29 protein-coding genes are annotated in these 25,850 nt (G+C 72.9%); 12 read left to right on the top strand and 17 right to left on the bottom strand.

The window, feature by feature from the left end:
• Positions 1-115: 115 nt before the first annotated feature.
• Entirely contained in the window at positions 116-571 is a 456-nt protein-coding gene (locus tag ACFXAE_RS15025) for an archease (RefSeq protein ID WP_384713567.1), read from the top strand.
• Positions 572-636: 65 nt separating this feature from the next.
• On the opposite strand, the gene ACFXAE_RS15020 is transcribed toward ACFXAE_RS15025, so the two are convergent.
• The 4 genes from ACFXAE_RS15020 to ACFXAE_RS15005 form a co-directional block, all read right to left on the bottom strand.
• Positions 637-1,062, bottom strand: coding sequence for a CBS domain-containing protein (locus ACFXAE_RS15020; RefSeq protein ID WP_384713564.1), 426 nt, complete (start codon positions 1,060-1,062; stop codon positions 637-639).
• Positions 1,063-1,178: 116 nt separating this feature from the next.
• Complete coding sequence (locus tag ACFXAE_RS15015) at positions 1,179-1,607, bottom strand: VOC family protein (protein ID WP_384713561.1); 429 nt, start codon at positions 1,605-1,607, stop codon at positions 1,179-1,181.
• Positions 1,608-1,751: 144 nt separating this feature from the next.
• Complete coding sequence (locus tag ACFXAE_RS15010; protein ID WP_384713558.1) at positions 1,752-2,555, bottom strand: aminoglycoside adenylyltransferase domain-containing protein; 804 nt, start codon at positions 2,553-2,555, stop codon at positions 1,752-1,754.
• A 38-nt stretch (positions 2,556-2,593) separates the two neighbouring features.
• Positions 2,594-3,130: a cysteine hydrolase family protein gene (locus ACFXAE_RS15005; RefSeq protein WP_384713555.1), complete on the bottom strand. Its 537-nt coding sequence runs from the start codon at positions 3,128-3,130 to the stop codon at positions 2,594-2,596.
• A 164-nt stretch (positions 3,131-3,294) separates the two neighbouring features.
• Between ACFXAE_RS15005 and ACFXAE_RS15000 the strand changes: the two genes are divergently transcribed.
• Complete coding sequence (locus ACFXAE_RS15000) at positions 3,295-3,741, top strand: type II toxin-antitoxin system PemK/MazF family toxin (RefSeq protein ID WP_384713552.1); 447 nt, start codon at positions 3,295-3,297, stop codon at positions 3,739-3,741.
• Here the strand turns inward: ACFXAE_RS15000 and ACFXAE_RS14995 are convergent.
• On the bottom strand, positions 3,695-4,570 hold the full coding sequence (locus tag ACFXAE_RS14995; protein WP_384713549.1) for a TIGR02452 family protein: 876 nt from the start codon (positions 4,568-4,570) through the stop codon (positions 3,695-3,697). The genes ACFXAE_RS15000 and ACFXAE_RS14995 overlap by 47 nt on opposite strands.
• 299 nt (positions 4,571-4,869) lie before the next feature.
• On the opposite strand from ACFXAE_RS14995, the gene egtA reads away from it, so the two are divergent.
• The 4 genes from egtA to egtD are packed head-to-tail and all read left to right on the top strand — an operon-like array spanning position 4,870 to position 9,267.
• A complete protein-coding gene (gene egtA, locus ACFXAE_RS14990) occupies positions 4,870-6,192 on the top strand; it encodes an ergothioneine biosynthesis glutamate--cysteine ligase EgtA (protein ID WP_384713546.1) in 1,323 nt (440 codons plus the stop codon).
• Complete coding sequence (egtB, locus tag ACFXAE_RS14985; RefSeq protein ID WP_384713543.1) at positions 6,189-7,505, top strand: ergothioneine biosynthesis protein EgtB; 1,317 nt, start codon at positions 6,189-6,191, stop codon at positions 7,503-7,505. Before egtA ends, egtB begins: the two co-directional genes overlap by 4 nt.
• Entirely contained in the window at positions 7,505-8,308 is an 804-nt protein-coding gene (egtC, locus tag ACFXAE_RS14980) for an ergothioneine biosynthesis protein EgtC (protein WP_384713540.1), read from the top strand. The genes egtB and egtC overlap by 1 nt, the downstream gene beginning before the upstream one ends.
• On the top strand, positions 8,305-9,267 hold the full coding sequence (gene egtD, locus ACFXAE_RS14975; RefSeq protein WP_384713537.1) for an L-histidine N(alpha)-methyltransferase: 963 nt from the start codon (positions 8,305-8,307) through the stop codon (positions 9,265-9,267). Before egtC ends, egtD begins: the two co-directional genes overlap by 4 nt.
• A gap of 19 nt (positions 9,268-9,286) precedes the next feature.
• Here egtD and ACFXAE_RS14970 read toward each other — a convergent pair whose 3' ends face one another.
• Entirely contained in the window at positions 9,287-10,537 is a 1,251-nt protein-coding gene (locus tag ACFXAE_RS14970) for an extracellular solute-binding protein (RefSeq protein WP_384713534.1), read from the bottom strand.
• Positions 10,538-10,722: 185 nt separating this feature from the next.
• On the opposite strand from ACFXAE_RS14970, the gene ACFXAE_RS14965 reads away from it, so the two are divergent.
• Positions 10,723-10,938, top strand: a complete 216-nt coding sequence (locus tag ACFXAE_RS14965) for a dodecin (protein ID WP_384713531.1) — start codon at positions 10,723-10,725, stop codon at positions 10,936-10,938.
• Between the two features lie 24 nt (positions 10,939-10,962).
• Here ACFXAE_RS14965 and ACFXAE_RS14960 read toward each other — a convergent pair whose 3' ends face one another.
• Positions 10,963-11,454 carry an HAD family acid phosphatase gene (locus ACFXAE_RS14960; protein WP_384713528.1) on the bottom strand — a complete coding sequence of 164 codons (492 nt, stop codon included), beginning with the start codon at positions 11,452-11,454 and terminating at the stop codon, positions 10,963-10,965.
• Positions 11,455-11,515: 61 nt separating this feature from the next.
• On the opposite strand from ACFXAE_RS14960, the gene ACFXAE_RS14955 reads away from it, so the two are divergent.
• Complete coding sequence (locus ACFXAE_RS14955) at positions 11,516-12,538, top strand: LLM class flavin-dependent oxidoreductase (protein WP_384713525.1); 1,023 nt, start codon at positions 11,516-11,518, stop codon at positions 12,536-12,538.
• Between the two features lie 39 nt (positions 12,539-12,577).
• Here the strand turns inward: ACFXAE_RS14955 and ACFXAE_RS14950 are convergent, their stop codons facing one another.
• The 6 genes from ACFXAE_RS14950 to ACFXAE_RS14925 form a co-directional block, all read right to left on the bottom strand.
• Positions 12,578-13,525: a DUF2382 domain-containing protein gene (locus ACFXAE_RS14950; RefSeq protein WP_384713522.1), complete on the bottom strand. Its 948-nt coding sequence runs from the start codon at positions 13,523-13,525 to the stop codon at positions 12,578-12,580.
• Between the two features lie 103 nt (positions 13,526-13,628).
• Positions 13,629-14,429, bottom strand: coding sequence for a lysophospholipid acyltransferase family protein (locus ACFXAE_RS14945; RefSeq protein ID WP_384713519.1), 801 nt, complete (start codon positions 14,427-14,429; stop codon positions 13,629-13,631).
• Positions 14,429-15,199 carry a GNAT family N-acetyltransferase gene (locus ACFXAE_RS14940; protein ID WP_384713516.1) on the bottom strand — a complete coding sequence of 257 codons (771 nt, stop codon included), beginning with the start codon at positions 15,197-15,199 and terminating at the stop codon, positions 14,429-14,431. The genes ACFXAE_RS14945 and ACFXAE_RS14940 overlap by 1 nt, the downstream gene beginning before the upstream one ends.
• A 301-nt stretch (positions 15,200-15,500) precedes the next feature.
• A complete protein-coding gene (locus tag ACFXAE_RS14935) occupies positions 15,501-16,250 on the bottom strand; it encodes a succinate dehydrogenase/fumarate reductase iron-sulfur subunit (protein WP_384713513.1) in 750 nt (249 codons plus the stop codon).
• The gene (locus tag ACFXAE_RS14930; protein ID WP_384713510.1) at positions 16,247-18,196 is read right to left on the bottom strand and encodes a fumarate reductase/succinate dehydrogenase flavoprotein subunit; all 1,950 of its coding nucleotides are present in this window, start codon (positions 18,194-18,196) and stop codon (positions 16,247-16,249) included. The genes ACFXAE_RS14935 and ACFXAE_RS14930 overlap by 4 nt, the downstream gene beginning before the upstream one ends.
• A 2-nt stretch (positions 18,197-18,198) precedes the next feature.
• Complete coding sequence (locus ACFXAE_RS14925) at positions 18,199-18,870, bottom strand: succinate dehydrogenase (RefSeq protein WP_384713612.1); 672 nt, start codon at positions 18,868-18,870, stop codon at positions 18,199-18,201.
• A 119-nt stretch (positions 18,871-18,989) separates the two neighbouring features.
• Here ACFXAE_RS14925 and ACFXAE_RS14920 point away from each other — a divergent pair, with 119 nt between their 5' ends.
• The gene (locus tag ACFXAE_RS14920; RefSeq protein ID WP_384713507.1) at positions 18,990-19,874 is read left to right on the top strand and encodes a LysR family transcriptional regulator; all 885 of its coding nucleotides are present in this window, start codon (positions 18,990-18,992) and stop codon (positions 19,872-19,874) included.
• A 6-nt stretch (positions 19,875-19,880) separates the two neighbouring features.
• Here ACFXAE_RS14920 and ACFXAE_RS14915 read toward each other — a convergent pair whose 3' ends face one another.
• Complete coding sequence (locus ACFXAE_RS14915) at positions 19,881-20,342, bottom strand: universal stress protein (RefSeq protein WP_384713504.1); 462 nt, start codon at positions 20,340-20,342, stop codon at positions 19,881-19,883.
• A gap of 146 nt (positions 20,343-20,488) precedes the next feature.
• Here ACFXAE_RS14915 and ACFXAE_RS14910 point away from each other — a divergent pair, with 146 nt between their 5' ends.
• On the top strand, positions 20,489-21,322 hold the full coding sequence (locus ACFXAE_RS14910) for a polysaccharide deacetylase family protein (protein ID WP_384713502.1): 834 nt from the start codon (positions 20,489-20,491) through the stop codon (positions 21,320-21,322).
• Between the two features lie 30 nt (positions 21,323-21,352).
• Here the strand turns inward: ACFXAE_RS14910 and ACFXAE_RS14905 are convergent, their stop codons facing one another.
• Complete coding sequence (locus tag ACFXAE_RS14905) at positions 21,353-22,021, bottom strand: class F sortase (RefSeq protein ID WP_384713499.1); 669 nt, start codon at positions 22,019-22,021, stop codon at positions 21,353-21,355.
• 333 nt (positions 22,022-22,354) lie between these two features.
• Here ACFXAE_RS14905 and ACFXAE_RS14900 point away from each other — a divergent pair, with 333 nt between their 5' ends.
• Complete coding sequence (locus ACFXAE_RS14900) at positions 22,355-22,852, top strand: hypothetical protein (RefSeq protein WP_384713496.1); 498 nt, start codon at positions 22,355-22,357, stop codon at positions 22,850-22,852.
• Between the two features lie 101 nt (positions 22,853-22,953).
• Here the strand turns inward: ACFXAE_RS14900 and ACFXAE_RS14895 are convergent, their stop codons facing one another.
• Both ACFXAE_RS14895 and ACFXAE_RS14890 read right to left on the bottom strand, forming a co-directional pair.
• On the bottom strand, positions 22,954-23,718 hold the full coding sequence (locus ACFXAE_RS14895) for a DUF4239 domain-containing protein (RefSeq protein WP_384713493.1): 765 nt from the start codon (positions 23,716-23,718) through the stop codon (positions 22,954-22,956).
• Positions 23,719-23,754: 36 nt separating this feature from the next.
• The gene (locus ACFXAE_RS14890; protein ID WP_384713490.1) at positions 23,755-23,892 is read right to left on the bottom strand and encodes a hypothetical protein; all 138 of its coding nucleotides are present in this window, start codon (positions 23,890-23,892) and stop codon (positions 23,755-23,757) included.
• 670 nt (positions 23,893-24,562) lie between these two features.
• Here ACFXAE_RS14890 and ACFXAE_RS14885 point away from each other — a divergent pair.
• Positions 24,563-25,492 carry an SCO0930 family lipoprotein gene (locus ACFXAE_RS14885; RefSeq protein WP_384713609.1) on the top strand — a complete coding sequence of 310 codons (930 nt, stop codon included), beginning with the start codon at positions 24,563-24,565 and terminating at the stop codon, positions 25,490-25,492.
• The last annotated feature ends 358 nt before the right edge of the window (positions 25,493-25,850 follow it).

Below are 25,850 nucleotides of genomic sequence, written 5' to 3'. Positions count from 1 at the left end.
TCCGCGCCTCGGACGGCATCTGAAGCACCTGGCCCGCACCCGTGTACCCCGCTCTGCGCCACTCGAAGCGCCCGGCGCCCGGCATGGGTGCGCGGTCGTCGGGCAGGCGAGTTCCATGGTCGGTGACACGAGCGACTACGGGCAGGCGCGGCGGCCGGACGAGAGCGGGCACCGGGCGGTGGCGCAGGAGGACGAGTTCCGGATCGAGGCGTGGGGGGCGAGCCGGGAGAACTGTCTGGCGGAGGCGGTGGCGGCGATGGTGGAGTGTTTCGCCGACGTCTCCGGGGTGCGGCCGACGGGGGTGGGCCGCATCCGGCTGGACGGGGCCAGTGACGACGATCTGCTGGCGGCGCTGCTGGACGAGGTCCTGTACCGGTTGGAGGAGTACGGCCAGGTACCGGTCGACGTGGAGGCGGACGGGGCCGGGGACGGTCTCGACGTACGCCTGGCGGTGGCCTCCCTGACGGACGTACGGCTCACCGGGCGGATGCCGACGGCCGTGGGCTGGGAGGAACTGCGGATCCACCCGGGCCCGTACGGCTGGACGTGCGCGCTCACGGTCGACGGATAGCAGCCCTCCGGGGGCGAGGGCCCGGCGCGCGGACGGGGCCTCCACCGGCATTCCAGGACCCGCACTCAGTGGGTGGGGGCCGCCGTGCTGATGTCCGCCAGGGCGGAGTGCGGATCCTCCGTCGCGGCGAGATCCCCGAGGCTCACCATCCCCACCGGACAGCCGCCGCGTTCCACCACCGGGAGCCGTCGGACGGCGTGCCGCCGCATCAGCTCCACGGCGTGGTCGGTGGTGTCCTCGGGGCCGAGTGTCACCAGGGGCGGGCGCGTGCACAGGGAACCGACCGTCGTGGCCTCCGGGTCGCGCCCCTCGGCGACGCCCCTCAGCACGATGTCGCGGTCGGTGAGCACACCGAACAGATCACAGTCGTACGCGACGAGGACGTCGCCGATGTCCTGCTCGCGCATCAGGCGCGCCGCCCGCGCCACCGTCGTCATGGGCTCGACGGACGCGGTGTCCGTGGACATCACGTCCCGTATCCGCATGGTCATGGGCACCTCCCGGTACGTGGCCGGCCCGGACTCCCCGTGTCCGCCGCGTAGCCCGCCGCGCGGCGCGTAAACCGACGGACGGGGACGGGCGTGGAGCACGCCCGTCCCCGTCCCGGCTACACGGCTCCGGGGATCTCCTCGGTGACGCCGTTCAGCGGTGAGGCCGGGTCGGTGCCGTACGGGAGGGTGATGGCCTCGAGGCCGTGGCCCGCCGGATCCCGGAAGTACACGCCGCGGCCGCCGTCGTTGCGGTTGATGTGGCGGGGGTGCCTGCCGTGCGGATCGGCCTGGAGGGGGATCCCGGCGTCCACGAGCCGGGTGAGGAGCGCGTCGAACTCGTCCTCGGAGACGAGGAACGCGTAGTGCTGCGCCGGGATGTCGGTGTCGACGGTCGCGAAGTCCAGGGTGACTCCGTTGGCGGTCGTCACCGGCAGGAACATTCCGGCCGGTTCCCCGACCTCCAGGCCCAGGACGTGGGCGAGGAAACGAGCGGACTTCTCCCGGTCACGGGTGAGAACGATGGTGTGGTTGAACTCGACTGACACGATGGCAATGCCTCCACGGGCATTCACGGCGCCTCCATGCCTCACCCAGCCGGTGACCGACACGCGATGCCGCGCCGAAGAGCCTAGACAACGGGGCCGACGGCTGTCGAGCCGTTGACCGGGGCGACGGCGGACAGGCGCGTGTCAGGCCGGGGCGTCGTGCCCGCCCTCGGCCGCGGCGGCCTCCTCCACGCGAACGGCCACCCAGGCCAGGAAGTCCCCGACCGCCGCCCCGGGCAGTACGAGCGCGGACTCACGGGGGCGTTCGAAGCTGCGCAGCGCCTCCGTGATCAGTGGCCGGAAGTCCGCCTCCGAGGCGGCGACGATCCCGGCCGCTCCGCGCTTGGCGGACCAGCGGCCGGTGCGGCAGTACACCACGGAGCGGCAGCCGTTGAGCACCCGGTTGTCGGCCGCGTGCCCCTCGCCCTCGGCGTGCTCCCGCACGGAGGCGCGGAGCGCGGTGAGCACGTCGGCCCGCTCCGGTGCGGCGATCACGTCCCGTACCGGCTCGCCGAACAGCGACAGGCCGGCCTGGTGGGCGAGGGAACGGTCGAGGACGTACCAGAACGCGGGCGCCTCCTCGGGGTCGCGGCTGACCCGCTCGGGCAGGGACGGTCCGGTGTTGAGGTCCATGAGGTACCCCGCCCCGCCGGACGGGCGGCCGGCGAAATCGGCCGGGTAAACGACCAGTTCCAGCCCGGCCGCGGGACAGGGCAGGGCGGGGTGGGCCAGTGCCCCGGCCAGTTCGAACAGGGCACGCCGGGGAAGCGAGCGGTCCACCACCACGGTCACGTCGACGTCGCTGCGTCCGTGCCGGTAGTCGCCGAGCGCGAGGGATCCGACGGCGAGGACGCTCACCAGATGGGGGCCGCAGACGGCGCGCGTGCGCTGGACCAGCTCGTCGAGGTAGGGACGGACCTCGCGGGGCGGAACGGGGGTACGGCTCATGGGACCAGTGTCGGCCCGCGGATCCGCGTCGCGGTGCCTCAGTTCCAGAGTTCGTCGCTGCCGCACACCTGTGCGCCCATGTTGCGTTCCATCATCCGCAGGGCGGCGTCCGCGAGGCCGGCGTGGATGTGGGCGACGGCGTCACGGGGGACGGTCACGTCGAAGTGGCGGATGTGCGCGTCGAGCGCCGAGTAGAGGACGCACTGCTCCGTGACCTGGCCGCACAGCACGAGCCGGTCGATGCCCTGCTGGTTGAGCAGGTAGCCCAGGGGGGTCTCGAAGAAGACCGAGTGCCGTGCCTTGACGACGAAGAGCGAGGAGTCGTCCGGCAGCAGCGGTTCCACGAGGCGTGCGTGCGGTCCCGACAGGGCCTTGTCGAGCAGCTCACCGTGGTGGGAGCGCCACTCGCCGAAGTTGTCGTTGACGTAGATCACCGGCACGTCCCGGTGCCGCGCCCGTTCCAGCAGGGCGGAGACGACCGGTACGACCGACTCGGCGGAGGGGATCAGATGCTCGGCGTCCGGATGGTCGTAGGTGTTGATCATGTCGATGACGATCAGCGCGGTCTTGCCCATGCCCCCCGGGTTCCACCCGCGAAGGCAGGTCAGACATGTTTGCACGCACGACCGTGACGGCGCCCCCGCGGCGCCGGCGCAGTCGCCGGGCCCGGCGCGCAGCGAGCCGTCGGTGTCCCCGGCCTCGTGGGAGGCGCCTTCCGGGGTGCCGTACGGTACCGCCTGTGACCGCCTTCAGCCCCGAGAACGCCCCGGGCCGCCACGGCCCTTCCGCCACCGTCGAGGCCGCGCCCCGTGAGGTGGGCCGGGTGCGCACCGAGTACTCGCCCGCGTGCGACGGCGACCCCGATCCCGGGGAGATCGTCTGGACCTGGGTGCCCTATGAGGAGAACGACGGCCGGGGCAAGGACCGTCCGGTGCTGGTCGTGGCCCGTGAGGCGGGCGGGACGTTCCTCGCCGTGCGGTTGTCCAGCAAGGGGCACGACGGTCACCGGGAGTGGGTGCCGATCGGCAGCGGGCCGTGGGACCGGTCGGGCCGCGACTCGTGGGTCGGCGTGGACCGGGTGCTGCGGCTGCACGAGGAGGGCATGCGCCGGGAGGCGTGCGCGCTGGACCGGATGCGGTTCAACCTCGTGCGTCAGCGGCTGCGGGAGCGGTACGGCTGGAGCTGATGTCCGCCGCCTCGGGCAGCAGGTCCGCGAAGGTCCGCTCGAACGCGGCGCGGACCGCGCCGTCGCGGGTGCGGTCCAGGATGCCGAACACCACGTGTGCGAAGGCTCCCGCGAAGCGCCCGCCCGGTTCCAGGTGCGTCCTGAACGCCGCCGCCACGTGGGCGGGGTCGTTGCGGAACACCCCGCAGCCCCAGGCGCCCAGCACGAGCCGCCGGTAGCCGTGGGCGGCCGCGGTCTCCAGCACCCGCCCGGCCCGTACCACCAGGGCGTGCGGCACCTCGTCCGCCCGTTCCGGCGCCGTTCTCAGGATCACTCCCGCGTTGGGCGCGGGCGAGGTGAGGAAACCGGCCGTGAACGGCTCGTCCAGGAGGCGTCCGCGGTCGTCGCGGAAGACCGGTACGGCGGGTGAGTGGATCACGCGGTCCGTGTAGAACGGGTCGCGGTGGGCGCGGTGGTGGTCGTAGAAGCCGGCGGCCCGCAGCAGGCAGGTGTACAGCGCGGAGGCCCGGCACAGGGCCTCCTCCTGGGCCTGGGCCCCGTTGAGGTATCCGCCGCCCGGGTTGCGGGCGGAGGCGAAGTTCAGTACGGCCGCTCCGTCCCCGAGCCGCCGGGCGGCCTCCAGGCTGCTCTCGCCGGTGACCTCGAACCGGGTCCCGGCCGGCCGGAACGCCGGGACCGGGACCGGCCGCGGCCCGTACGTCCGTGTTCCGCGGGCCGCGGCCTCGATCGCCGCCGCGACGGACACCTCGTGGCCGCCGGGCGCACGGTAGACACCGGCCGCGACGATCTGCTCGGTCTCGCGTGCGATGCCGCGCAGACGCGCGCTCACGGCGCCACCCCCGTAGCCGCCGTGACCACGCGCCGCGCGGTCCCGCTCGTCGTGCTCATGCAGGCATCCTGAGCGATGCTGGTGATGCTCCGCAACGGAGTTTCGCCTCCCCGGACGGCCGGGAAGCAGGCGGGGAACCGCCCGGGAACAGGCCGGACGAAAGGATGACCGAACCGGAACGCCCCACCAGGCGCCCTTGTGCCCGCCGACGCGAAGGTTTTGGGTGGACGGGTTGGCGCCGGCCGGGACCGTTGCCGTTCCGGGCCGGTGACATGGCGGAATCTCAGGAGGATCCCTGCATGTCCGATTCGGCAGGCGGCTGTGTCGAGCCGCGTACCGCCATCACGGAAGCCGAGGTGGAAGCCCTGGTGCGGGGCATCTGCTTCAAGACCGGACCGCCGCGCCTGCTCGGCGTCGAGGTGGAATGGCTCGTCCACGAGCTGCGGGACCCGCGGCTCCCCGTGTCACCCGAACGACTCGAAGCGGCCTACGCCGCTCTGCGGACCGTGCCCCTGAGGTCGGCGCTCACCGTCGAGCCCGGCGGTCAGCTGGAGCTGAGCTCGCCGCCCGCCGCCTCCCTGACGGAGTGCGTCGGTACCGTCTCCGCCGACCTCGACGCCGTCCGCGCGGTCCTGCGCGAGGACGGTCTGGTCCTCGTCGGCCTCGGCCACGACCCCTGGCACACCCCCCGCCGGTTCCTGCGCGAGGCGCGTTACGACGCCATGGAGGCCTGTCTCGACCGCACCGGCCCCGCCGGCCGGGCCATGATGTGCACCTCCGCCTCCGTGCAGGTGTGTGTGGACGCCGGGTACGAGGAACCGGGCCCGCTCGGCCACGTACGGCGCTGGTGGCTGGCGCACCAGCTGGGCGCGGTCCTGGTCGCCGTGTTCGCCAACTCCCCGATCGCCGGTGGCCGGCCGACCGGCTGGCTGTCCACCCGGCAGCTGCGCTGGGCGCAGATCGGCACCGGCCGGGCGGGTGCCCCCGTGCTGGACGCCGACCCGCGCGGCGCCTGGGCCCGGCACGTCCTGGACGCGCCCGTGATGTGCGTACGGCGCGACGGCGGGCCGTGGGACGTGCCCCGGGGGCTCACCTTCCGGGAGTGGGTCAGGTCCGGCACGCCCGGGCCGCCGACCCGGGACGACCTCGACTACCACGCCACGACCCTGTTCCCTCCGGTGAGGCCACGCGGCCATCTGGAACTGCGCATGATCGACGCGCAGCCCGGTGACGACGGCTGGATCGTGCCGCTGGCCGTGACGGCGGCGCTGTTCGACGACCCGGAGGCGGCCGAGACCGCCTACCGGACGGTGAAGCCGCTGGCCGAGCGGACGCACGGCATGCCGGCACCGCACAATCCGCTCTGGCGGGACGCGGCCCGCGTCGGCCTGGCCGACCCGGAGCTGCGCGAGGTGGCCGCCGGCTGCTTCGCGGCGGCGCTGCGCGCCCTGCCCCGGCTCGGCGCCACCACCGAGGTCGTCGACGCCGTCGAGGCGTACCGGGACCGCTATGTCGCCCGCGGCCGCTGCCCGGCCGACGACACGCTCGACGAGCTGCGGGCGACGGCCCGCGGCGCGCACCCCTCCCCCACGCACCCGCACGGGAAGGACACCTCCTCATGACCGACCCCGCCCTCGACGCCGAAGCCCTGCGCGAGCGCGCGGTCGCCTCGCTGATCACCGCACGGGACCGCACCACGCTGCTCACCAGCTGTGTCGACGGACCCGACCTGACCGCCCAGCACTCGCCGCTGATGTCCCCGCTGGTGTGGGACCTCGCCCACATCGGCAACCAGGAGGAGCAGTGGCTGCTGCGGGCCGTCGCCGGCCACGAGGCGATACGGCCCGAGATCGACACCCTGTACGACGCCTTCGAGCATCCGCGCGCCGAACGCCCGAAGCTGCCGCTGCTGCCGCCGGAGGAGGCCCGCCGGTACGCGGCCGACGTGCGCGGCCGGGCGCTGGACGTGCTGGAGGCCGCCGCGTTCCACGGGACGCGGCTGACGGAGGCGGGTTTCGCCTTCGGGATGATCGCGCAGCACGAGCAGCAGCACGACGAGACCATGCTGATCACCCATCAGCTCCGGAAGGGGCCGCAGGCACTGACCGCCCCGGACCCGGAGCCGGTGCCGCTGTTCACGGGCCCGTCCGACGTCCTCGTCCCGGGCGGCCCGTTCTCCATGGGCACCTCGGACGAGCCGTGGGCGCTGGACAACGAACGGCCCGCGCACCGGCGCGAGGTGGCGCCCTTCCGCATCGACACCACTCCGGTGACGAACGCCGCCTACCAGGCGTTCATCGAGGACGGCGGCTACGGCGATCCCCGCTGGTGGACCGCCGAGGGCTGGGCCCATGTCCGCCGCAACTCCCTGGCCGCGCCGTTGTTCTGGCGCCGGGACGGCCGCCAGTGGCTGCGGCGCCGGTTCGGTGTCACCGAGGTGGTGCCGCCGGACGAGCCGGTGCTGCACGTGTGCTGGTACGAGGCCGACGCCTACGCCCGCTGGGCCGGGCGCCGGCTGCCCACCGAGGCCGAGTGGGAGAAGGCCGCCCGGTACGACCCGGCCGGCGGCCGTTCGATGCGCTATCCGTGGGGCGACGCCGACCCCGCGCCCGAGCACGCCAACCTCGGCCAGCGGCATCTGCGTCCGGCCCCCGCCGGAAGCTACCCGGCCGGTGAGTCGCCGCTCGGCGTACGGCAGTTGATCGGCGACGTGTGGGAGTGGACCTCGAGCGACTTCCTGCCCTACCCGGGGTTCAGGGCGTTCCCGTACAAGGAGTACTCGGAGGTGTTCTTCGGGCCGGAGCACAAGGTGCTGCGCGGCGGTTCGTTCGCCGTGGACCCGGTGGCCTGCCGGGGCACGTTCCGCAACTGGGACCTGCCGGTCCGGCGGCAGATCTTCTCCGGGTTCCGCACGGCGCGCTCGGAGGAGGTCTGATGTGCCGTCATGTGGCGTACGTGGGGCCCGAGGAGCCGCTGGGCGAGCTGCTCGTGAAGCCGCCGCACGGTCTGTACCGGCAGTCCTGGGCGCCCCGGCGGCAGCGGTACGGCACGGTCAACGCCGACGGCTTCGGCGTGGGCTGGTACGCCGGGGATGATCCGGTGCCGGCCCGGTACCGGCGGGCCGGGCCGGTATGGGCGGACCTGTCGTTCGCGGACCTCGCCCGTGTCGTACGGACCCGGGCGCTGCTCGCGGCCGTACGGGACGCGACCCTGTCGGGCGCGGACGCGGAGGCCGCGGCGGCGCCGTTCGCGGCCGGGACCTGGCTGTTCAGCCACAACGGGGCGGTGCCTGGCTGGCCGGGGTCGCTCGCGCCGCTGGCGGCGTCGCTGTCCGCCGAGGACGTGCTGTCGCTGGAGGCCCGCAACGACTCCGCGTTCGTGTGGGCCCTGGTGCTGGCCCGGCTGCGGGCCGGTGACGAGGAGGGGCAGGCGCTGGCCGACACGGTCCTGGAGGTCGCCGCGGCGGCTCCCGGGGCCCGGCTCAACCTGCTGCTCACCGATGGTGACACCGTCACCGCGACCGCCTGGGGCGACACCCTGTGGTACCTCGCCCGGGCCGGCGGCGGCACCGTCGTGGCCTCCGAGCCCTACGACGACGACCCGCACTGGTGCGAGGTCCCCGACCGCACGCTGCTCGCGGCGAGCCGTACGGACGTCCTGCTGACCCCGCTCAAGGAGCCCGGTGACGCCCTGACGTCCGCCGGCGCGCCCGCACCTTCGAGGGAGCCCTTTACGTGAGTCCGTTCCTTCTCACCCGCACCCTGCCCGAGGACGCCACCGACGCCGCCCTGCGCGCCGACGTCCGCGAGGGCCTGACGGGCAGCCCCAGGACGCTGCCGCCGAAGTGGTTCTACGACGCACGGGGCAGCGAGCTCTTCGAGGAGATCACCGCGCTGCCCGAGTACTACCCGACCCGCGCCGAACGCGAGATCCTGCTCGCCCGCGCCGGTGAGATCGCCGCGGTGTCCGGCGCCCGCACCCTGGTCGAACTGGGCTCCGGTTCCTCGGAGAAGACGCGGCATCTGATCGACGCCCTGACCGGGCTGCACACCTATGTCCCCGTCGACGTCAGCGAGAGCGCCCTCAGCCTGGCGGGGCGGGCGCTGGCCGCCGAGCGGCCGGGACTGGAGGTGCACGCGCTGATCGCCGACTTCACCGCCCTGCCGGCCCTGCCCGGCACGCCGGGGCCGCGGCTGGTGGCGTTCCTCGGCGGCACCATCGGCAATCTGCTGCCGGCCGAGCGGGCCGCGTTCCTCGCCTCCGTCCGCGCCCTGCTCGCCCCGGGCGACGCCCTGCTGCTGGGCACGGACCTGGTGAAGGACGAGCGGGTGCTGGTCCGGGCGTACGACGACGCGGCCGGTGTGACGGCCGCGTTCAACAAGAACGTCCTGACCGTCATCAACCGGGAGCTGGGCGCCGATTTCGACCCGGGCGCCTTCGACCATGTGGCGCTGTGGGACGCCGGGCACGAGTGGATCGAGATGCGGCTGCGCTCCCGTACCGCGCAGACGGTGAAGGTCCCCTCCCTGGGACTCGCCGTGGACTTCGCGGTGGGCGAGGAGCTGCGCACCGAGGTGTCGGCGAAGTTCCGCCGGGACGGAGTGCGTGGGGAACTGTCGGCCGCGGGGCTGGAGTTGGCCCGGTGGTGGACGGACGGGGAGGGGAGGTTCGCGCTGTCGCTGAGCGTCGCGCGCTGAGGAGGAGCGCCGCGTCGCCCTAGTCGAAGGCCAGGGCCTCGGTGATGCGGCGCGCGGCGCGCTCGGCCGCGGCGGCCGGGGCGGCCCCGGTGAGCACCTCGGTCATGTACTCCTTGATCGGGTTGTCCGCCTCGACCGCGGCCCACTGGGGCGTGCCGGGGGTCGCCCGGCCCTGTGCGGCTCCGGCCGCCATGGCCGCGACCCCCTCCTCCCCCGCCACCGACTCGGCGAGTTCGGCCTTGTTGGGGACGTAGTTCATCGTGCGGGCCAGGTCGGTGTTCCACCGGGCGCCGGTGAGGGCGGCGACGACCTCGATGGCGCCCTCCCTGGTGTCGGTCTTGGCCGGGACCACGAGGTCGGACCCGCCGGTGAAGACGGCACCGGGCTTGCCGGCGGTCCTGCCGGGGACGGGGAAGTAGCCCAACTCGTCCTCCAGGCGCGGGTTCTGCTTGACGATGGCGCGCGCCAGTCCCGGTACGGCCACGATCTGCGCGACCTCGCCCCGCGCGAACACGCCGGCCTGCGGCGGGTGTTCCTCGTCGGCGTCGACCGGTCCGTCGCCGAGCGCCTGGAGCCGGCGGTAGAAGTCCATGCCGCGCAGCGCCGCCGGGCTGTCCAGTGCGCCCCGCCAGAGGCCGGCCTGTTCCTCGGCGAGGTCTCCGCCCTCCTCCCAGATGAAGCCGGCGAGCGTGTACCAGTCCTGTCCGGCGAGGTAGATGCCCTGGTTGCCGCCGGTGTCGAGTTCCTCGGTGAGGGTGAGCCACTCGTCGCGGGTCTTCGGCGGGGCGGTGACGCCGGCCTGCCGGAAGAGGTCCTTGCGGTAGATGACGACGCGGTTGGCCGCGTACCAGGGGATGCCGTACTGCTGGGAGCCCCACCGGCCGGGTTCGGCGAGGCCGGGCAGCCAGTCGTCGCGGCCCCAGTCGCGCAGGGACTCCAGGGTGAGGTCGAGCAGTCCGTCGCCCTCCGCGTACGTGGCGACCTGGGTGTTGCCGACCTCGATGACGTCGGGGCCGTCCTCCTCGTCCGCCTCCAGTGCCTTCTGCACCTTCTCGCCGATGCCGGTCCATTCCTGGACGCGGATGTCGAGTTCGAGTGCGGGGTGCTCGCGCTCGAACTCCTCGGTGAAGCGGTCCAGGTACTCCTGCGAGGCGCTGTGCTGCATCAACCACACGGTGACCGTGCTCCGTTCGGCGTCGCCGGGCATCAGTCCACAGCCGCTGAGCAGGGCGGCGGACACACAGACAAGGGCGAGCAGACGGCGTCTCACGGGGGTCCTGTTTCTGTCTGACGGACAGGGCGGGGCCCGGCGTGGGGGCGAGCGGAGCTCGGACGGGTGCCCAGCATCTTGGTATGGACCAATGCGTAGGTCAAGGCCGCCGGGCGAACGGGGCCGACATCTCGCGCTCCGCCGTGGTGTGGGGCACGGTGGAGTGAGGCGAGAGGAGCACGTGTATGTCGAATCACACCTACCGGGTCACGGAGATCGTCGGCACCTCGCCCGACGGCGTCGACCATGCCGTACGCAACGGCATCGAACGCGCCTCGCGGACCCTGCGCAATCTGGACTGGTTCGAGGTGACCCAGGTGCGCGGCCAGATCGAGAACGGGCAGGTCGCACACTGGCAGGTGGGGCTGAAGGTCGGCTTCCGGCTGGAGGAGTCGGACTGAGCCGGGGCGGGACCGGGCCGCCGCTCAGGTGCGGCCTTCCCGCTCCTGCGCGTCCTTCAGCTCCCCGGACGGGGCCGTCCAGCGGGCGAGGACGACGGTGAAGCCGGCCCGCCGGGCATCCTGGCAGACCAGCTCGTCGTCGTCCACGAGCACGCGGATGCCCCGGGTCCGGTCGAGGCTGCGCAGGATCGCCAGCTTGGTGCGGCGGGCCGGCCGGCGGTCGGCGTCGCCGCGCATGTGCACGTCCCCCTCGGGCAGCCCCTGGGCGGCGAGCCAGTCCAGCGTGTCGCGGCGGCAGCGCTCGGGCCGCCCGGTGAGGTAGACGATCTCGCACTCCCGCGCGCTCTCCCGGACCAGTGCGACGCCCTCGGCGAGCGGCGGATCCTGCGGCGCGGCGGCGAAGAAGGCGTCCCAGTCGCGCGGCCTGCGCTCCAGGAAGTGCTGCCGGTGCGCCGTGTCGGCGAGGGTGTTGTCGAGGTCGAACACGGCCAGCGGCCGCTCGTCGTGGTCGGTCACACCGCCCAGCGTAGACACGGGGCGTGCGGAATCCTGAGCGCCGCCGGGCGTTGAACCCGGTATGAGTTCCGTGATCGCCTCGACCCGCTTCTCCGTACTCGACCGCTCCCGCATCCGTGAGGGGCACACCGGACCCGAGGCCTTGCGGGACACCGTCGGCCTGGCGCGGGAGGTGGAGCGGCTCGGCTACCACCGGTTCTGGGTCGCCGAACACCACGGGGTGCCGGGGGTCGCGGGTTCGGCGCCGACCGTGCTGGCCGCCGCCGTCGCCGGGGCGACCCGGACCATCCGCGTCGGCACCGGCGGGGTCATGCTGCCCAATCACCGGCCGCTGGTGGTGGCCGAGCAGTTCGGGGTGCTGGAATCGCTGTTCCCGGGGCGCGTCGACATGGGCCTGGGCCGATCGGTCGGCTTCACCGACGGGGTGCGCAGGGCGCTGGGGCGGGGCAAGGACGACGCGGAGGACTTCGCCGCCCAGCTCGACGAGCTGCTCGGCTGGTTCCGGGGCACCTCCCCCACCGGGGTGCACGCCCGGCCCGCCGAAGGCCTGACCGTGCCGCCGTTCGTGCTCGCCATGGGTGAGGGCGCCACGATCGCGGCCCGCGCGGGCCTGCCGATGGTCATCGGCGACCTCCGCGACCGGGACAGGATGCGGCGCGGCATCGACCACTACCGCGACCGGTTCTGCCCCTCCCCGTGGGCGAGCGAGCCGTACGTGGTCGTCTCCGGCACGGTCGCGGTGGCCGGCACCCCCGAGGAGGCCCGGCGGCTGCTGATCCCGGAGGCCTGGTCGATGGCGTACTCCCGCACCCACGGCAGCTTTCCGCCGCTGCCGCCCGCCGAGCGCGTCGAGGCGCGCTCCCTGAGCGCCAGGGAGCGCGGCTTCTACGAGTCGGGGCTCAGCGGGCAACTGGCCGGTACCGAGGAGGAGGTGGCGCACCGGTTGGAGGCGGTGCTGGAGGAGACCGGCGCGCAGGAGGTGCTCGTCACCACCAGCACCCACGACCGGGAGGCGCTGCTGGACTCCTACCGGCGGCTCGCCGCGATCGCCGGGCTGGACGGCGGCACGGCGACGCGCCGGTGAGACGACACCGGCGCGCGCTGGGGAAGGGCGGGGGCGGTGCTACTCGCGGCCCCGCTTGGGGACGTCACGGCCACGGCGGCCGGACTCCTCGTCCATCTCCGTCTCGGCCTCGATGCGCTCCTTGCGGACCCGGCCGTGGACGGTCTCGTCAGCGGTCTTCTCCTCCGTGGTCATCCGGACCCGCTCGACCGGCACCGCCTCGGTCTCCACGACCGGGCGCTCCTCGTACAGCGTGACCTCGTGCTCGTCCTCCTTGAAGGCAGGGCCCGACATGGCCTCGCCGCGGTTGGCGTCCGTGATCGGCTCGCGCTCCACGCGGACTTCCTCGTGGCGCACCGGCACGGTCTGCTGGACCTCCTCCGTGACCACGTACTTGCGCAGCCTGGCCCGTCCGGTCTCGTGCCGCTCGACGCCGACGCGCATCCGCTCCTCGGAGCGGGTCATGGCGTCGTCGTCGTGCCCCGGGGTCCGGGCTTCGCTCCGGCGGCCCGCCGTGCCCGCGGTGCCGGCCGTGCCCGGTGCCGGCCGGGAGGTGTCGCCCCGACGGCCGGCCATGCCCGCCGTACCGGCGGCGCCCGCCGCTCCGGCTGTTCCGGCGGCTCCCGCCGTACCGGCCGTGCCCATGCCGGGGGACCGGTCGCGTTCGCCGGGCTCGGCCAGCACGGAGTCCCAGTCGATCCCGTAGTAGTCGTACAGACGGTGTTCCTCGTCCACCGACAGGTGGCCGCCCGCGTCGATGTCGACGTTGGGCGCGCCCTTGATCTTGTCCTTGCGGTAGGGGACCTCGAGGTGGTCCTTCACCAGGGCGGCGTCACGGATGGGGATGAACGACTCACTGGAGCCGAACATGCCTGTCTTGACGGTCACCCACTCGGGGCGTCCGCTCGCGTCGTCGAGGAAGACGTGCTTCGCGTCGCCGACCTTGTTCCCGTCCCCGTCGTACACCGGATGATCCAGCAGGATCGAGATCTCTTCGCGGGTGATCATCTTCCATCACCCTCCTTTCGAAGGTCGCCTCTCACGGGTTCTCCCGAATCTCCTGCCAAAAACTGAATAAAGGCGACAAAGGGTACTTAATTTTCCACAGTGCTCACTCGTGGTGACCGCCCTCGTGTTCCGCCACCGCCTCCGGCTGCGCCGCGCGCGCCAGGGCGCGGCGGTCGATGTGGCTCCCCGGCGGGAGGGGAGCTCGCACCTCGACCTCCGCGACCACGCCACGGGCCGACGCCACGCGCCACAGCGAGGCGAGGAGCGTGTCGTCGCCGACGAAGGCCGGCGCGGTGGCCGGAATTCCGCACGCACTCCGGTAGCCGATGTGCACCGGCTGTACCGGAACCCGGGCGTCCAGCGCCGCCTGGAAGACCGCGCGGCGGAAGTTCCCCCGGGCCCGGCCGCACCAGGTGCTGCCCTCCGGGAACGCCGCGACCGCCGCGCCGGAACGCAGGACACCGGCGAGCGCGGCAACCGTGTCCGGCAGGGCGCGCAGCCTGTCACGGTCGATGAACAGCACGCCGCCGCGCGCCGCCAGCGCCCCCGCCACGGGCCAGCGCCGTATCTCGGTCTTGGCCAGCATCCGGGCCGGACGGACCGCCGCGAGCAGCGGCACGTCCAGCCAGGAGATGTGGTTGGCGACGAGCAGCAGTCCGCCCGTGGGCACCGCGGCCCCGGCGATACGGACCCGGACCCCGGCGGCCCGTACGATCCACCGGCACCACCGGCGTACCGCGCCCGCCGGGATCCGCCGCCCGAGCGGGAGCAGCGCGATCCCGGCGAGGACCAGCAGGCCCACCGCCGCCAGCCGCAGCACCGCCAGCGGTACGGCCGCCGCGGACGCCGTCGGTTCCACACAGTCCCGCGGGGTGCAGGGCGCGCCCGGAAGCCAGACGCTCATCAGGCGGGGACGAGGGAGAGGAAGTGCCGCAGATAGCGGGGGTTGACCCGGTCCATCGGCAGCAGCACATAGAGGTCGGCGACACCGAAGTCCACGTCGTGCGCGGGCTCGCCGCAGACCCAGGCGCCGAGCCGGAGGTAGCCGCGCAGCAGGGCGGGCAGCTCGGCGGGGGCGGCGGGCGCCGAGGGGCCCGGCCGCCAGGGCAGCAGCGGGCGTACCCGGTACTCCTCGGGGGCGAGGTGCCCCGCCCGCACCCGGTCCCAGGTGGCGGAGGCGAGCGTGCCGCCGTCGGCCAGCGGGACGGAACAGCAGCCGGCCAGCCAGGCGTGGCCGTGGTCGGTCATGTAGCGGGCGATACCGGCCCAGATGAGTCCGATGACCGCGCCGTCACGGTGGTCGGGGTGCACGCAGGAGCGGCCGACCTCGACGAGGGACGGCCGTATCGCGTCGAGCCCCGACAGGTCGAACTCGCCCTCCGCGTACAGCCGCCCGGCGATCCCGGCGCGCTCCGGCGGCAGCAGCCGGTAGGTGCCGACGACCTGACCGCTGACCTCCTCACGGACGAGCAGGTGGTCGCAGTACGCGTCGAAGGGGTCGACGTCCAGCCCGGGCTGTGGGGTGGCCAGCAGGGCACCCATCTCCCCCGCGAAGACGTCGTACCGCAACCGCTGAGCGGCACGCACGTCCTCCTCGTCGCGGGCGAGGGTGACGGTGTAGCGGGTGGGGGCGGCGGGCTGCGGGGGGTGGTCGACGGTCAGTACGCCGGTCATGGCTCTCTCCTGATCACGCGCCGGAGCGGGGGTGGGGACACCCCTGTTCTTCCGACCGGGGTTGGCGTGTACGTGACCGGAGCCGGGAGTACGGATGTGGAGATGCTGAATGCCAGGAGCGAAAAGCGAGACGGGGCCGGAAGGAGCACCTCTCCCGGCCCCGCCCGTCCGCACCTTCTCGGCGAACGTTCACCAAAACGCCCCGAAGGGGCGCGGGGCGCGACATCGCGCGGCTCCGCCGCGTGGGCGCGACAGGCCGCTGACGGCCCGCAGCCGGGCTGCGGCCCGCTGCCGTACGGCGCTACCGCTTGCTCACCTTACGAGTGGCCCGCAACCACTCCTTGTTCATCCCCGTGATGGACGTCAGCGGAATGCCCTTCGGACACGCGGTGGCACACTCCCCCGCGAGGGTGCACCCCCCGAACCCCTCCTCGTCCATCTGCGCCACCATGTCCAGCACCCGCGTCTCCCGCTCGGGCGCCCCCTGCGGCAGCACGTTCAGGTGGTTGATCTTCGCGGAGGTGAAGAGCATCGCCGCGCCGTTGGGGCAGGCCGCGACGCACGCCCCGCAGCCGATGCACTCCGCGTGTTCGAAGGCGAGGTCCGCGTCCGGCTTCGGCACCGGCGTGGCGTGCGCCTCCGGCGCGGATCCCGTCGGCGCCGTGATGTAGCCGCCGGCCTGGATGATCCGGTCGAAGGCGGACCGGTCGACCACCAGGTCCTTCACGACCGGGAAGGCGGATGCCCGCCACGGCTCGACGTCGATGGTGTCGCCGTCCTCGAAGGACCGCATGTGCAGCTGGCAGGTGGTGGTGCGCTCGGGCCCGTGGGCGTCGCCGTTGATGACGAGCGAGCAGGCGCCGCAGATGCCCTCGCGGCAGTCGTGGTCGAAGGCGACCGGGTCCTCGCCCTTGAGGATGAGTTCCTCGTTGAGGGTGTCGAGCATCTCCAGGAAGGACATGTCGGGTGAGATGCCGTCCACCTCGTACGTGGACATGGCGCCGTCGGCGCCGGCGTTCTTCTGCCGCCAGACGCGCAGGTTGAGCTTCATGCGTAGCTCCGCTGGGTGGGGTGGACGTACTCGAAGACCAGGTCTTCCCTGTGCAGGACGGGAGCCTCGCCGGTGCCGGTGAACTCCCAGGCGGCGGCGTAGGAGAACGCGTCGTCCCGGCGCGCGGCCTCGCCGTCGGGGGTCTGGGACTCCTCGCGGAAGTGGCCGCCGCAGGACTCGGAGCGGTGCAGCGCGTCGAGGCACATCAGCTCGGCGAGCTCCAGGTAGTCGACGACGCGGTTGGCCTTCTCCAGCGACTGGTTGAACTCCTCCCCGGTGCCGGGGACCTTGATGCGCCGCCAGAACTCCTCGCGGATCTGCGGGATGCGCTCCAGGGCCTTGCGCAGCCCGGAGTCGGTGCGGGCCATGCCGCAGAACTCCCACATGAGTTCGCCGACCTCGCGGTGGAAGGAGTCGGGGGTGCGGTCGCCGTCCACGGACAGCAGCAGGTTCAGCCGGTCCTCGGTCTCGGCCAGCACCTCCTGCACCACCGGGTGTTCGTCGGTGACCTCCTCCTGGTGCGGGTTGCGGGCCAGGTAGTCGTTGACGGTGGCCGGGAGGACGAAGTAGCCGTCGGCCAGGCCCTGCATCAGCGCGGAGGCGCCGAGGCGGTTGGCGCCGTGGTCGGAGAAGTTGGCCTCGCCGATCGCGAACAGGCCCGGGACGGTGGTCTGGAGGTCGTAGTCGACCCACAGTCCGCCCATCGTGTAGTGCACGGCGGGGTAGATCCGCATCGGCACCCGGTACGGGTCCTCGTCGGTGATCCGCTGGTACATGTCGAAGAGGTTGCCGTACTTGGCCTCGACGGCCCCCCGGCCCATCCGCTCGATGGCGTCGGCGAAGTCGAGGTAGACGCCCTGGCCGCCGGGACCCACCCCCCTGCCTTCGTCGCAGACGTTCTTCGCGGCGCGGGAAGCGATGTCACGGGGCACCAGGTTGCCGAAGGAGGGGTAGATGCGCTCCAGGTAGTAGTCGCGCTCGTCCTCGGGGATCCTGCTCGGCGGCCGGTCGTCGCCCTTGGCCTTCGGCACCCAGATCCGGCCGTCGTTGCGCAGCGACTCGCTCATCAGCGTCAGCTTGGACTGGTGGTCGCCGGTGCGCGGGATGCAGGTGGGGTGGATCTGGGTGAAGCAGGGGTTGGCGAAGTACGCGCCGCGCCGGTGCGCCCGCCAGATCGCGGTGGCGTTGGAGTTCATGGCGTTCGTCGACAGGTAGAAGACGTTGCCGTAGCCGCCGCTGGCGAGGACGACGGCGTCCGCGAAGTACGTGTCGATCTTCCCCGTGATCAGGTCCCGGGCGACGATGCCGCGGGCCCGCCCGTCGACGACGATCAGGTCGAGCATCTCGGTGCGCGGGTGCATCTCGACGTTGCCGGCGGCGATCTGCCGGGACAGGGCCTGGTAGGCGCCGAGGAGGAGTTGCTGGCCCGTCTGGCCGCGGGCGTAGAAGGTGCGGGAGACCTGGACGCCGCCGAAGGAACGGGTGTCGAGCAGTCCGCCGTACTCGCGGGCGAAGGGCACCCCCTGGGCCACGCACTGGTCGATGATCTCCACGGAGATCTGCGCGAGGCGGTGGACGTTGGACTCGCGGGCCCGGAAGTCGCCGCCCTTGACGGTGTCGTAGAACAGGCGGTGCACGGAGTCGCCGTCGTTGCGGTAGTTCTTCGCCGCGTTGATGCCGCCCTGCGCGGCGATGGAGTGGGCGCGGCGCGGGGAGTCCTGGTAGCAGAACTGGACGACGTGGTAGCCCTGTTCGGCGAGGGTCGCCCCGGCGGAGCCGCCCGCGAGACCGGTGCCGACCACGATGACCGTGTGCTTGCGCCGGTTGGCGGGGTTGACCAGCCTGGCCTCGAAGCGGCGCTTGTCCCAGCGCTCGTGGACCGGGCCGGCGGGGGCCTTGGTGTCGACGACCGGCTCACCGGTCGCGTACTCGGTGTAGGAAGTCATGGTCAGCTCACCACTCCGGTCATGACGCCCACGGGTACGGCGAGGAAGCCGGCCGTGAGCAGCAGCGCGAGGGCATTGGCGGTGGTCTTGAGGGCGCGGTCGCGGGTGCGGCTGCCGACGCCGAGGGTCTGGGCGGCGCTCCAGAAGCCGTGCCGGATGTGCAGGCCGACGGCGAGCATCGCGACGACGTAGACGACGTTGCCGTACCAGGTGGAGAAGGTGTCCACGACGTTCTGGTAGGGCTTGCCGGTCTCGAAGCCGCCGGAATGCACGGTGCCGGTGGTCAGGTCGAGGAGGTGCCAGACGATGAACAGGGCGAGGATGACGCCGCCCCAGCGCATGGTGCGGGTGGCGTAGCTCGCCCGCGCCTTCTTGTGCACGTACTTGCTGGGGCGCGCCTTGATGTCGCGGCGGCTGAGCTGGTAGGCGGAGACGGCGTGGGCGACCACGGCGACGACGAGCACGACGCGGATCAGCCACAGCGTCCACTCGTAGTGCATGAACGGTTCGCCGACGGTGCGCAGCCAGTGGGCGTAGTGGTTGAACTCACCGGCCCCGAAGAAGATCTTCAGATTCCCGATCATGTGGGCGACCAGGTACAACAGCATGATCAGGCCGCTGACCGCCATCACTGTCTTCTTGCCGACGGTCGAGTCCCACACGGTGCGTGCCATGGACGGCCGTCGGTCCGTCCGCGTTGCCAGAGCCATGCCACCGACGCTAGGGCCGGAGGGCCCCATCGGTCCAAGACATGGTCCGGCTGGTTTCGATAGGGAGACCCTATGATGGCCGGGTGCAGTTCCAGCAGCTCCAGTACTTCGTGGCCGTCGCCGAGACCCGGCACTTCACCCGGGCCGCGGAGTTGGTCCATGTCGCGCAGCCGTCGCTGTCGCAGCAGATCAAGGCACTGGAGCGGGAGCTGGGGGCGGACCTGTTCCGGCGGGCGCGCGGGAACATCACGCTGACCGACGCGGGCGAGGCGCTGCTGCCGCTGGCCCGGCGGATCCTCGCCGACGCGGACACCGCCCGGCACGAGGTGCAGGAGGTGGCACAGCTGCGCAGCGGGCGGGTGCGGCTGGGCGCGACGCCGAGCCTGTGCACCGGACTGCTGCCGGACGTACTGCGCGCCTTCCACGACCGCTACCCGGGCGTCCGGCTGCTGATCGAGGAGGGCGGCTCCCACGACCTGGTGCGGGAGCTGGCCCGCGGCGCCCTCGACCTCGCCCTGGTGGTCCTGCCGCTGCCGACCCCCTCCCCCGCGCTCACCACGGTGGAGCTGCTGCGCGAGGACCTGGTGGTCGTCTCCTCCCCGGACGCCCCGCGGCCGGGACGGGGCCGGCGCACCGTGCGCATCGCCGACCTGGAGGGCGAACGCCTGGTGATGTTCCGGCACGGCTACGACCTGCGCGAGCTGACCGTGGCGGCGTGCCGGGCGGAGGGCTTCGAGCCCGGATTCGCGGTGGAGGGCGGCGAGATGGACGCGGTACTGGGTTTCGTACGGGCGGGGCTGGGAGTGGCGGTGGTGCCGCGGATGGTGGCCGCCCGCTCCGGTCACGGACTGCGCGTCACCCCGCTGGCCCGTCCGGGCCTGTACCGCACCATCGCCCTGGCCCACCGCAGCGACGTGGCCCCGCCCCGCGCGGCCCGTGAGCTGCAGCGGATGCTGCTGGAGCGATGAGCCGCCCTACGGCACCACCGTCACCGGCCACCGGCCCGCCTTCACCAGGCGGATCGCGACCGAGCCGATGATCCGGTGTCCCGCCTGCTCCGAGGCGCCCACCACCACGGCGTCCGCCTTGAGGTCGTCGGCCGCCTTCACCAGTCCGTTGTAGGGGTCGCCGCGGAAGGTGTGGAACTCCCAGCGGATGTCGAAGATGCCCTTGATCCGCTCCATCGCGTCCCTGACCTGCGCCACCAGCTCCTCGGCTATCTCCTCGGTCGTGTCGGCCACCGGCGCGCCGAGCGCCGCTCCCGCGGCCAGCACCGGCTGCACGTACACGAGGGCGAGCAGCGCGCCCTGGCGCCGGGCCAGGCCGGCGGCGTACGCCGCCGCGCGCAGCGAGGAGTCGGAACCGTCCATGCCGGCCACGATCACCTTCGGGCCGTCCGTGCCCCGTTCGAACCGATGGGACTGCTGTTCCGTCACGGCAGCGAGGCTATCGGAGTCCGGCGCCCCGGCCTCCACCCGTCCTTCGCGGCCCGTCGCCCCGCGCTGCGCCGATCGGGTGAGATCGTGCCGCCGCACCGGTGTCGCTGAGGTGCGGCGGCCTCCGGTGGGGCGACTGATGAGTCATGCAGAAGGATCAGTTGCTGACCCGGCGCCGGGCGCTGCTCGCCGGCGCCGTCTCCCTGGGCGCCGCCGGTGTGGCCGCGGTGTTCGCGCCGGGCGCCGGGAAGCGGGCCGTGCCGCCGCCGGCCGCCGGCGCCCGGGCGGCCCGCCGCCCGCTCAAGCCCTCCGAGTACCGGCTGAGGCCCCTGACCGGCTACGGCCCGCCGCGTGCCCCGCACGGCAGGACGCCGGTACGGCGCGAACCGCTGCTGCGCGTGCCCGGACACGGCCGCACCATGGTGCTGAGCTTCGACGACGGACCCGACCCCCGCTACACCCCGCACATCCTCGACACCCTGGCCCGGTACGAGGTGCGGGCGATGTTCTTCGTGTGCGGGGAGATGGCGGCCGACAACCGGGACCTGCTGGCCCGGATGGCCGACGAGGGGCATGTGGTCGGCAACCACACCTGGACCCACCCCCTGCTCACCCGGCTGCGGCGCGCCCGGATCCGCTCCGAGATGGAACGCACCAGCGACGTCATCGAGCAGGTCTGCGGCGAGCGCCCCGAGTGGTTCCGCGCACCCTACGGCGCCTGGAACCGCGCCGCCTTCCAGCTCGGCGCCGAGCTGGGCATGGAACCGCTGGCCTGGACGGTCGACACCCTCGACTGGACCGAGCCCGGTACCCGCGCCATCGTCGAGCGGGTGGAGGACGGCGCCGCCCCCGGCGTCGTGGTGCTGTCGCACGACGCCGGGGGCGACCGCTCGCAGAGCGTGCGGGCCCTGCGCGCCTACCTGCCCGGACTGCTGGACTCCGGGTACCACGTCACCGTGCCCCGCCGGCAGTACGCCTGAGCGGTCCCGCCCGCCCGGCCGCGGGACCGCTCAGCGGACCTCGGCCAGGCGGGCGAAGGCGACCACGTTCCCGTCGTAGCCGTTCTGCGGGGAGAAACCGCCGCCGCAGGTGATGACCCGCAGTTCCGCGGTCCCCTTGGAGGCGTAGACCCGGTCGCCGGGGAAGTTGTTCTTCGCGAAGACCTCGATGCCGTAGATCTCGAACACGGCGGTCTTCCCGTCCTTGCGGGTGATCTCGACGCGGTTTCCCTTCTTCAGCGCTCCGAGCCCGTAGAACACGGCCGGTCCCTGCGCGTTGTCGACATGGCCGACGACGACCGCCGTGCCCTTCTCGCCCGGTGAGACGGCGCCGGTGAACCAGCCCGCCAGATTGGGGTCCTGGGGCGGCGGCGCGTCCACCCAGCCCTCCGCGTCCAGGCCCACCGGAATGACGGGTGCGTCCACCCGGATCGCCGGGATCACGACCCGGTCCGGGATCGCGTACGGCAGCGGCCGCACCGCCGCTGCCGTGGCGGTGCCGGGCATCCGGCTGTCGGCGGCGGCCGCGCCGGCCGGCTGCGGCGGGCCCACGTCGAATTCCCCCGAACCGTTCCGGATGAGCGCGAGGCCGGTGAGCAGAACCAGCGCTATCACGCCCCAGGGGGCGCGCTTCTTCCGCCGCGCCTCCCATTCGGCTTCGGCCGGCTCGAAAGCAGACATTCGCCTTCCCCTCTCGACACGGCCGTCGCCGTACCACTCGCGCATGAGGAAAACGCTAAAGGCCGCGTGCGCGACCGGCGACGGGGCGGCGGCGAACGGGTGGCCCGACGCGACCGGGTGCGCCATCCGGGGCGGTACCGGACGAAGATTTTCTGACGGTCCGTGACCTGCGGCGATATCCCCTCCCGGGGTTTTCCGCACGGGGTTCGCCTCACCGGTACGGACCATTCCCGAAATGCGGGCGTGCGCAGGGCAACTGAGGGTCTTTCCGGGAGGCGCTTTCTCGCCGATCGACCGGGAACGGGACCCGGGGCGTCTTCCGCGGAGGATCACATGCGCAATTCACGTGCCCTGGCGGCCGCCGGCGTCGCGGTCGCCGTCCTCGGGGTCGCCGCCCCGGCGGCGGTCGCGGACTCCGGCCGGGTGCCCAACCCGTCCAACATCGTCGCCCTGCCCAGCGTCATCGCCCGCGGCGGCCAGCTGACCATCACGGTCGACGGCTGCCCCAACGGCGGCACGGCGACCTCCAACGCCTTCCCCCGGACGGATCTGACGCCCATCAGCGGCGCCAACGACACCTCGAAGGGCACCGCCACCATCGACTCCGACGCCCGTCCCGGTCCCTACGACATCACGGTCCACTGCTCCGGCCGGAGCCTGACCCGGCCGGCCGCCTTCACCGTCATCGGCGGTGTCCGCGGCGGTATCGGCGGGAGCAGCACCAGCGGGGCGACCCCGACCGACATGGCCATCGGCGGGGCCCTGGTGACCGCCGCGGTCGTCGGCAGCAGTGTCTTCTGGATGCGCCGCCGCGCCGAGAAGCGGATCTGAACCGCTGTCCCCTCCGGGCCGCCGTTTCGCACGAGTTCGCACACCGCTCGCCCCGGATCCCGCGGGATCCGGGGCGACGTTCCACTGCTCCGCGGGTGGTGTCAGCCCTCGATGTCCGGGAAGAGTCGCAGGAACGGGTCCGCCGACGCGGCGAGGCCCCGGCTGTAGGGGGCGTCGAAGTCCCAGATGAGGAAGAGCAGGAAGGCGATCAGCGCGGAGAACAGCCCGGCGAGGACCATCTCCCGGGGAGTACGCCGGATCTGCAGCGCGAAGATCATCCCGATGGTGACAGCGGCCCCGGAGATCAGCCCGAACCACACCACGCCCGGCATGGTCTCCCCGGTCGACTCGGCCCGCGCGCTGCGCGCCTCGTCGGCGGCGGCCACCTGGTCCACGAGCGGCTGGTAGGCCTGCGCCTCGAAGTCCGTCCGCGGCTCGTAGTCGGTGACGTCCCGGCGGACCCGGTCGAGCAGTTCGGTGCCGCGCTCGGTGACCCGGCCGTCGTCGGCCATGGCCCGCCACTCGGTGGTGACGACGTGTCCGACATAGGCGTTGACATCGCCCCGGATGCGGTCGCGCACCTCGGCGGGATAGACCCGTACCCGCTCGGTGATCTCGTGCAGTGCCACCGCCTCCGCCCGTACGTGCTCCTGGGCGGCGCTGCGTCCCTCCCAGACGCCGGCGATGGCGAGGCCCAGGACGATGGCGTACACCACGCCGATCCACATCGTCATGTACTCGATGACGTCCGGGGTCTCGCTGGGATCCTCGTCGTCGGCCGCCCTGCGGTGCCGTACGAGGGTGATGACCACCACGACGACACAGGCGGCGAGCATCGCGAGGGTGAGAACAAGCCATTCCGGCAAGAGATGCCTCCAGAAGGGGTCGGATCGGTCCGGGCCTCAGCGCGGACGCAGCGCGGCGACGGCGACCACGGCGGGCACCGTGATGAGCAGGACGAAGGTGAGCGGCGACGTGGCACCGCCGGAGGTCCGCCGGACCGGGGCCGCGCGGTACCGCGGGTAGCGCACGGGCGTCACGGACGGACGCGGCTTCGGCGTGGCCGAGGGCGCCGGGGCCGGTGAGGGCGGCGGAGAAGGGCGCGGGCGCGGCGGCGGGACGGGAGCCGGCGCCGGACGGCCGGCGGACGGTGCCGGACGGGCGGCCGGCGGGGGCGGCGGCTCGGGGGGCGGGGCCGGACGGGGCTTCGGCGGCGGGGGCGGTGTGGCCGACGTGGGCTCGGGCTCGGGCTCGGACGGGGGCGGCGGGGACGGGGGCTTCGGAGAGGGCGTGGGAGTGGGCGTAGGTGTGGGTGTGGGGGACGGCGGCGGCGGTGAGCAGACCGGGGGGTCGGTCCAGGTGACGTGTCCCGCGATCGCCACCGCCTCCGTGCCGTCCGGCCCCGTCGAGGCGTACGCGCAGGCATCGGCCACGGCCGTGCCGGGTGTGCCGACGAGCGCCCAGATCAGCGTCGCCGCGGCCAACGCGCATGCGGCGGCGCGGGATGGGGTCGGTACGAGTGCTTGCACGACGAGGATCATGAGTCGTGTGCCGCCGGGCCACGCCCGGGATCCCGATGATTGCCCCGAAGGAGTTAACAAAAGAAATCCGGGCCACCGTTGAACACGACCCGTGCCTCCGTGCGTACCCATCGTCGAGCGGCGGCACAGCAGGGCGCTGCAAGACCCTTGCGATGATGTGGAGTTGACGATGAAGACCTCCTGGCGGACCGCCTCACTGGTGGCGAGCGCCGCGGCGGTGCTGGCCCTGACCACGGCGTGCGGGCAGGAAAGCCCACCGCCCGCCTCCAGCCAGAACGTCGGTGCCACGGCCGGGGCCGGGGACGTCGGCAACATCGGCGCGGGCCAGGCCGGAGACGGCGCCCAGGCATCGGCGAGTCCCTCCGACACGGCGGGCGAACTGAACGTCTCCACCAACGCCGAACTGGGCAAGGTGGTGACCGACAGCCTCGGTCTGACCCTGTACCGCTTCGACCAGGACACCGCCGAGCCGCCCGCTTCCAACTGCGAGGACGACTGCGCCAAGACCTGGCCGCCGGTGCCCGCCGACGACGCCACGGCCGGCGAGGGCATCGACAGGTCGTTGCTCGGGTCGGTCGCCCGGGCCGACGGCACCAGGCAGCTCACCGTCGCCGGCTGGCCGGCCTACCGCTACGTCAAGGACGTCAACGCCGGGGACGTCAAGGGCCAGGGCGTGGGCGGCAAGTGGTACGCGCTGAACCCCGAGGGCAAGAAGGCGCAGGCGGCCGACCAGCCCGGGCTGTCCACCCGCGAGGACCCGAAGCTGGGCGAGGTCGTCGTCGACAAGAACGGCATGACCGTCTACCGCTTCATGAAGGACGAGGCCTGGCCGAAGCCCGTGTCGGCCTGCACCGGCGCCTGCCTGGAGAAGTGGCCGGTGGTCTCGCCGGTCGACTTCGCCGACACCAAGGGCATCGAGAAGGAGGGCTACATGACCTTCACCCGCCCGGACGGCGCCGACCAGCAGACCATCGACTGCTGGCCCATCTACACCTTCGCCGGTGACAAGGCTCCCGGCGACACCAACGGTCAGGGCGTCGGCGGCACCTGGTACGCCGTACGGCCCGACGGAAAGCCGGTCGGCGCGTCGGAGAAGTAACAACCTCCCCAGGGTGTCGTCCGCTCCGGATGCCGCCGGCCCCGTGTCCGCCCCTCCGCAGCCCGCGGAGGGGCGGACCGTTCTGCCGCGATTCACCGGTACCCATGGAAGTGCAGAGGGCCATGTCGTCCAAGGTGAGAACGCACAGGACCAGGGGAGGGAACCCGGTCCGCCGTGACTTCACCGCGGATGCCCCCAACCGGCTGTGACCCGCGGACATCACCGAACACGCCACGGCCGAACTTCGGCCTGCCGCACCCGACGCATCCGAAACCGTCATGACCACACCGGCCCTCCGGGTCGCGTGACCCGCCCTGTCACCCGGACCTGCGTCAGCCCCCTCCCGGCATCAGTGTCA

The sequence above is a fragment of the Streptomyces sp. NPDC059454 genome (genome assembly GCF_042749965.1).
Taxonomy (GTDB): domain Bacteria; phylum Actinomycetota; class Actinomycetes; order Streptomycetales; family Streptomycetaceae; genus Streptomyces.
Note: the sequence above shows the minus strand (reverse complement) of the source record. Positions and strands in the feature narration are given on the sequence as shown.

Bases quoted from the DNA above. Each gene is read 5' to 3' on its own strand.
- ACFXAE_RS14935 (WP_384713513.1), bottom strand. From the start codon at position 16,250: ATGAAGCTCAACCTGCGCGTCTGGCGGCAGAAGAACGCCGGCGCCGAC.
- egtA (WP_384713546.1), top strand. From the start codon at position 4,870: ATGTCCGATTCGGCAGGCGGCTGTGTCGAGCCGCGTACCGCCATCACG.
- ACFXAE_RS14945 (WP_384713519.1), bottom strand. From the start codon at position 14,429: ATGAGCGTCTGGCTTCCGGGCGCGCCCTGCACCCCGCGGGACTGTGTG.
- ACFXAE_RS14885 (WP_384713609.1), top strand. From the start codon at position 24,563: ATGAAGACCTCCTGGCGGACCGCCTCACTGGTGGCGAGCGCCGCGGCG.
- ACFXAE_RS14930 (WP_384713510.1), bottom strand. From the start codon at position 18,196: ATGACTTCCTACACCGAGTACGCGACCGGTGAGCCGGTCGTCGACACC.
- ACFXAE_RS14950 (WP_384713522.1), bottom strand. From the start codon at position 13,525: ATGATCACCCGCGAAGAGATCTCGATCCTGCTGGATCATCCGGTGTAC.
- ACFXAE_RS14910 (WP_384713502.1), top strand. From the start codon at position 20,489: ATGCAGAAGGATCAGTTGCTGACCCGGCGCCGGGCGCTGCTCGCCGGC.
- egtC (WP_384713540.1), top strand. From the start codon at position 7,505: ATGTGCCGTCATGTGGCGTACGTGGGGCCCGAGGAGCCGCTGGGCGAG.
- ACFXAE_RS14965 (WP_384713531.1), top strand. From the start codon at position 10,723: ATGTCGAATCACACCTACCGGGTCACGGAGATCGTCGGCACCTCGCCC.
- ACFXAE_RS14955 (WP_384713525.1), top strand. From the start codon at position 11,516: ATGAGTTCCGTGATCGCCTCGACCCGCTTCTCCGTACTCGACCGCTCC.
- ACFXAE_RS15020 (WP_384713564.1), bottom strand. From the start codon at position 1,062: ATGACCATGCGGATACGGGACGTGATGTCCACGGACACCGCGTCCGTC.
- egtB (WP_384713543.1), top strand. From the start codon at position 6,189: ATGACCGACCCCGCCCTCGACGCCGAAGCCCTGCGCGAGCGCGCGGTC.
- ACFXAE_RS15005 (WP_384713555.1), bottom strand. From the start codon at position 3,130: ATGGGCAAGACCGCGCTGATCGTCATCGACATGATCAACACCTACGAC.
- ACFXAE_RS15010 (WP_384713558.1), bottom strand. From the start codon at position 2,555: ATGAGCCGTACCCCCGTTCCGCCCCGCGAGGTCCGTCCCTACCTCGAC.
- ACFXAE_RS14905 (WP_384713499.1), bottom strand. From the start codon at position 22,021: ATGTCTGCTTTCGAGCCGGCCGAAGCCGAATGGGAGGCGCGGCGGAAG.
- ACFXAE_RS14900 (WP_384713496.1), top strand. From the start codon at position 22,355: ATGCGCAATTCACGTGCCCTGGCGGCCGCCGGCGTCGCGGTCGCCGTC.
- ACFXAE_RS14940 (WP_384713516.1), bottom strand. From the start codon at position 15,199: ATGACCGGCGTACTGACCGTCGACCACCCCCCGCAGCCCGCCGCCCCC.
- ACFXAE_RS15025 (WP_384713567.1), top strand. From the start codon at position 116: ATGGTCGGTGACACGAGCGACTACGGGCAGGCGCGGCGGCCGGACGAG.
- ACFXAE_RS14925 (WP_384713612.1), bottom strand. From the start codon at position 18,870: ATGGCACGCACCGTGTGGGACTCGACCGTCGGCAAGAAGACAGTGATG.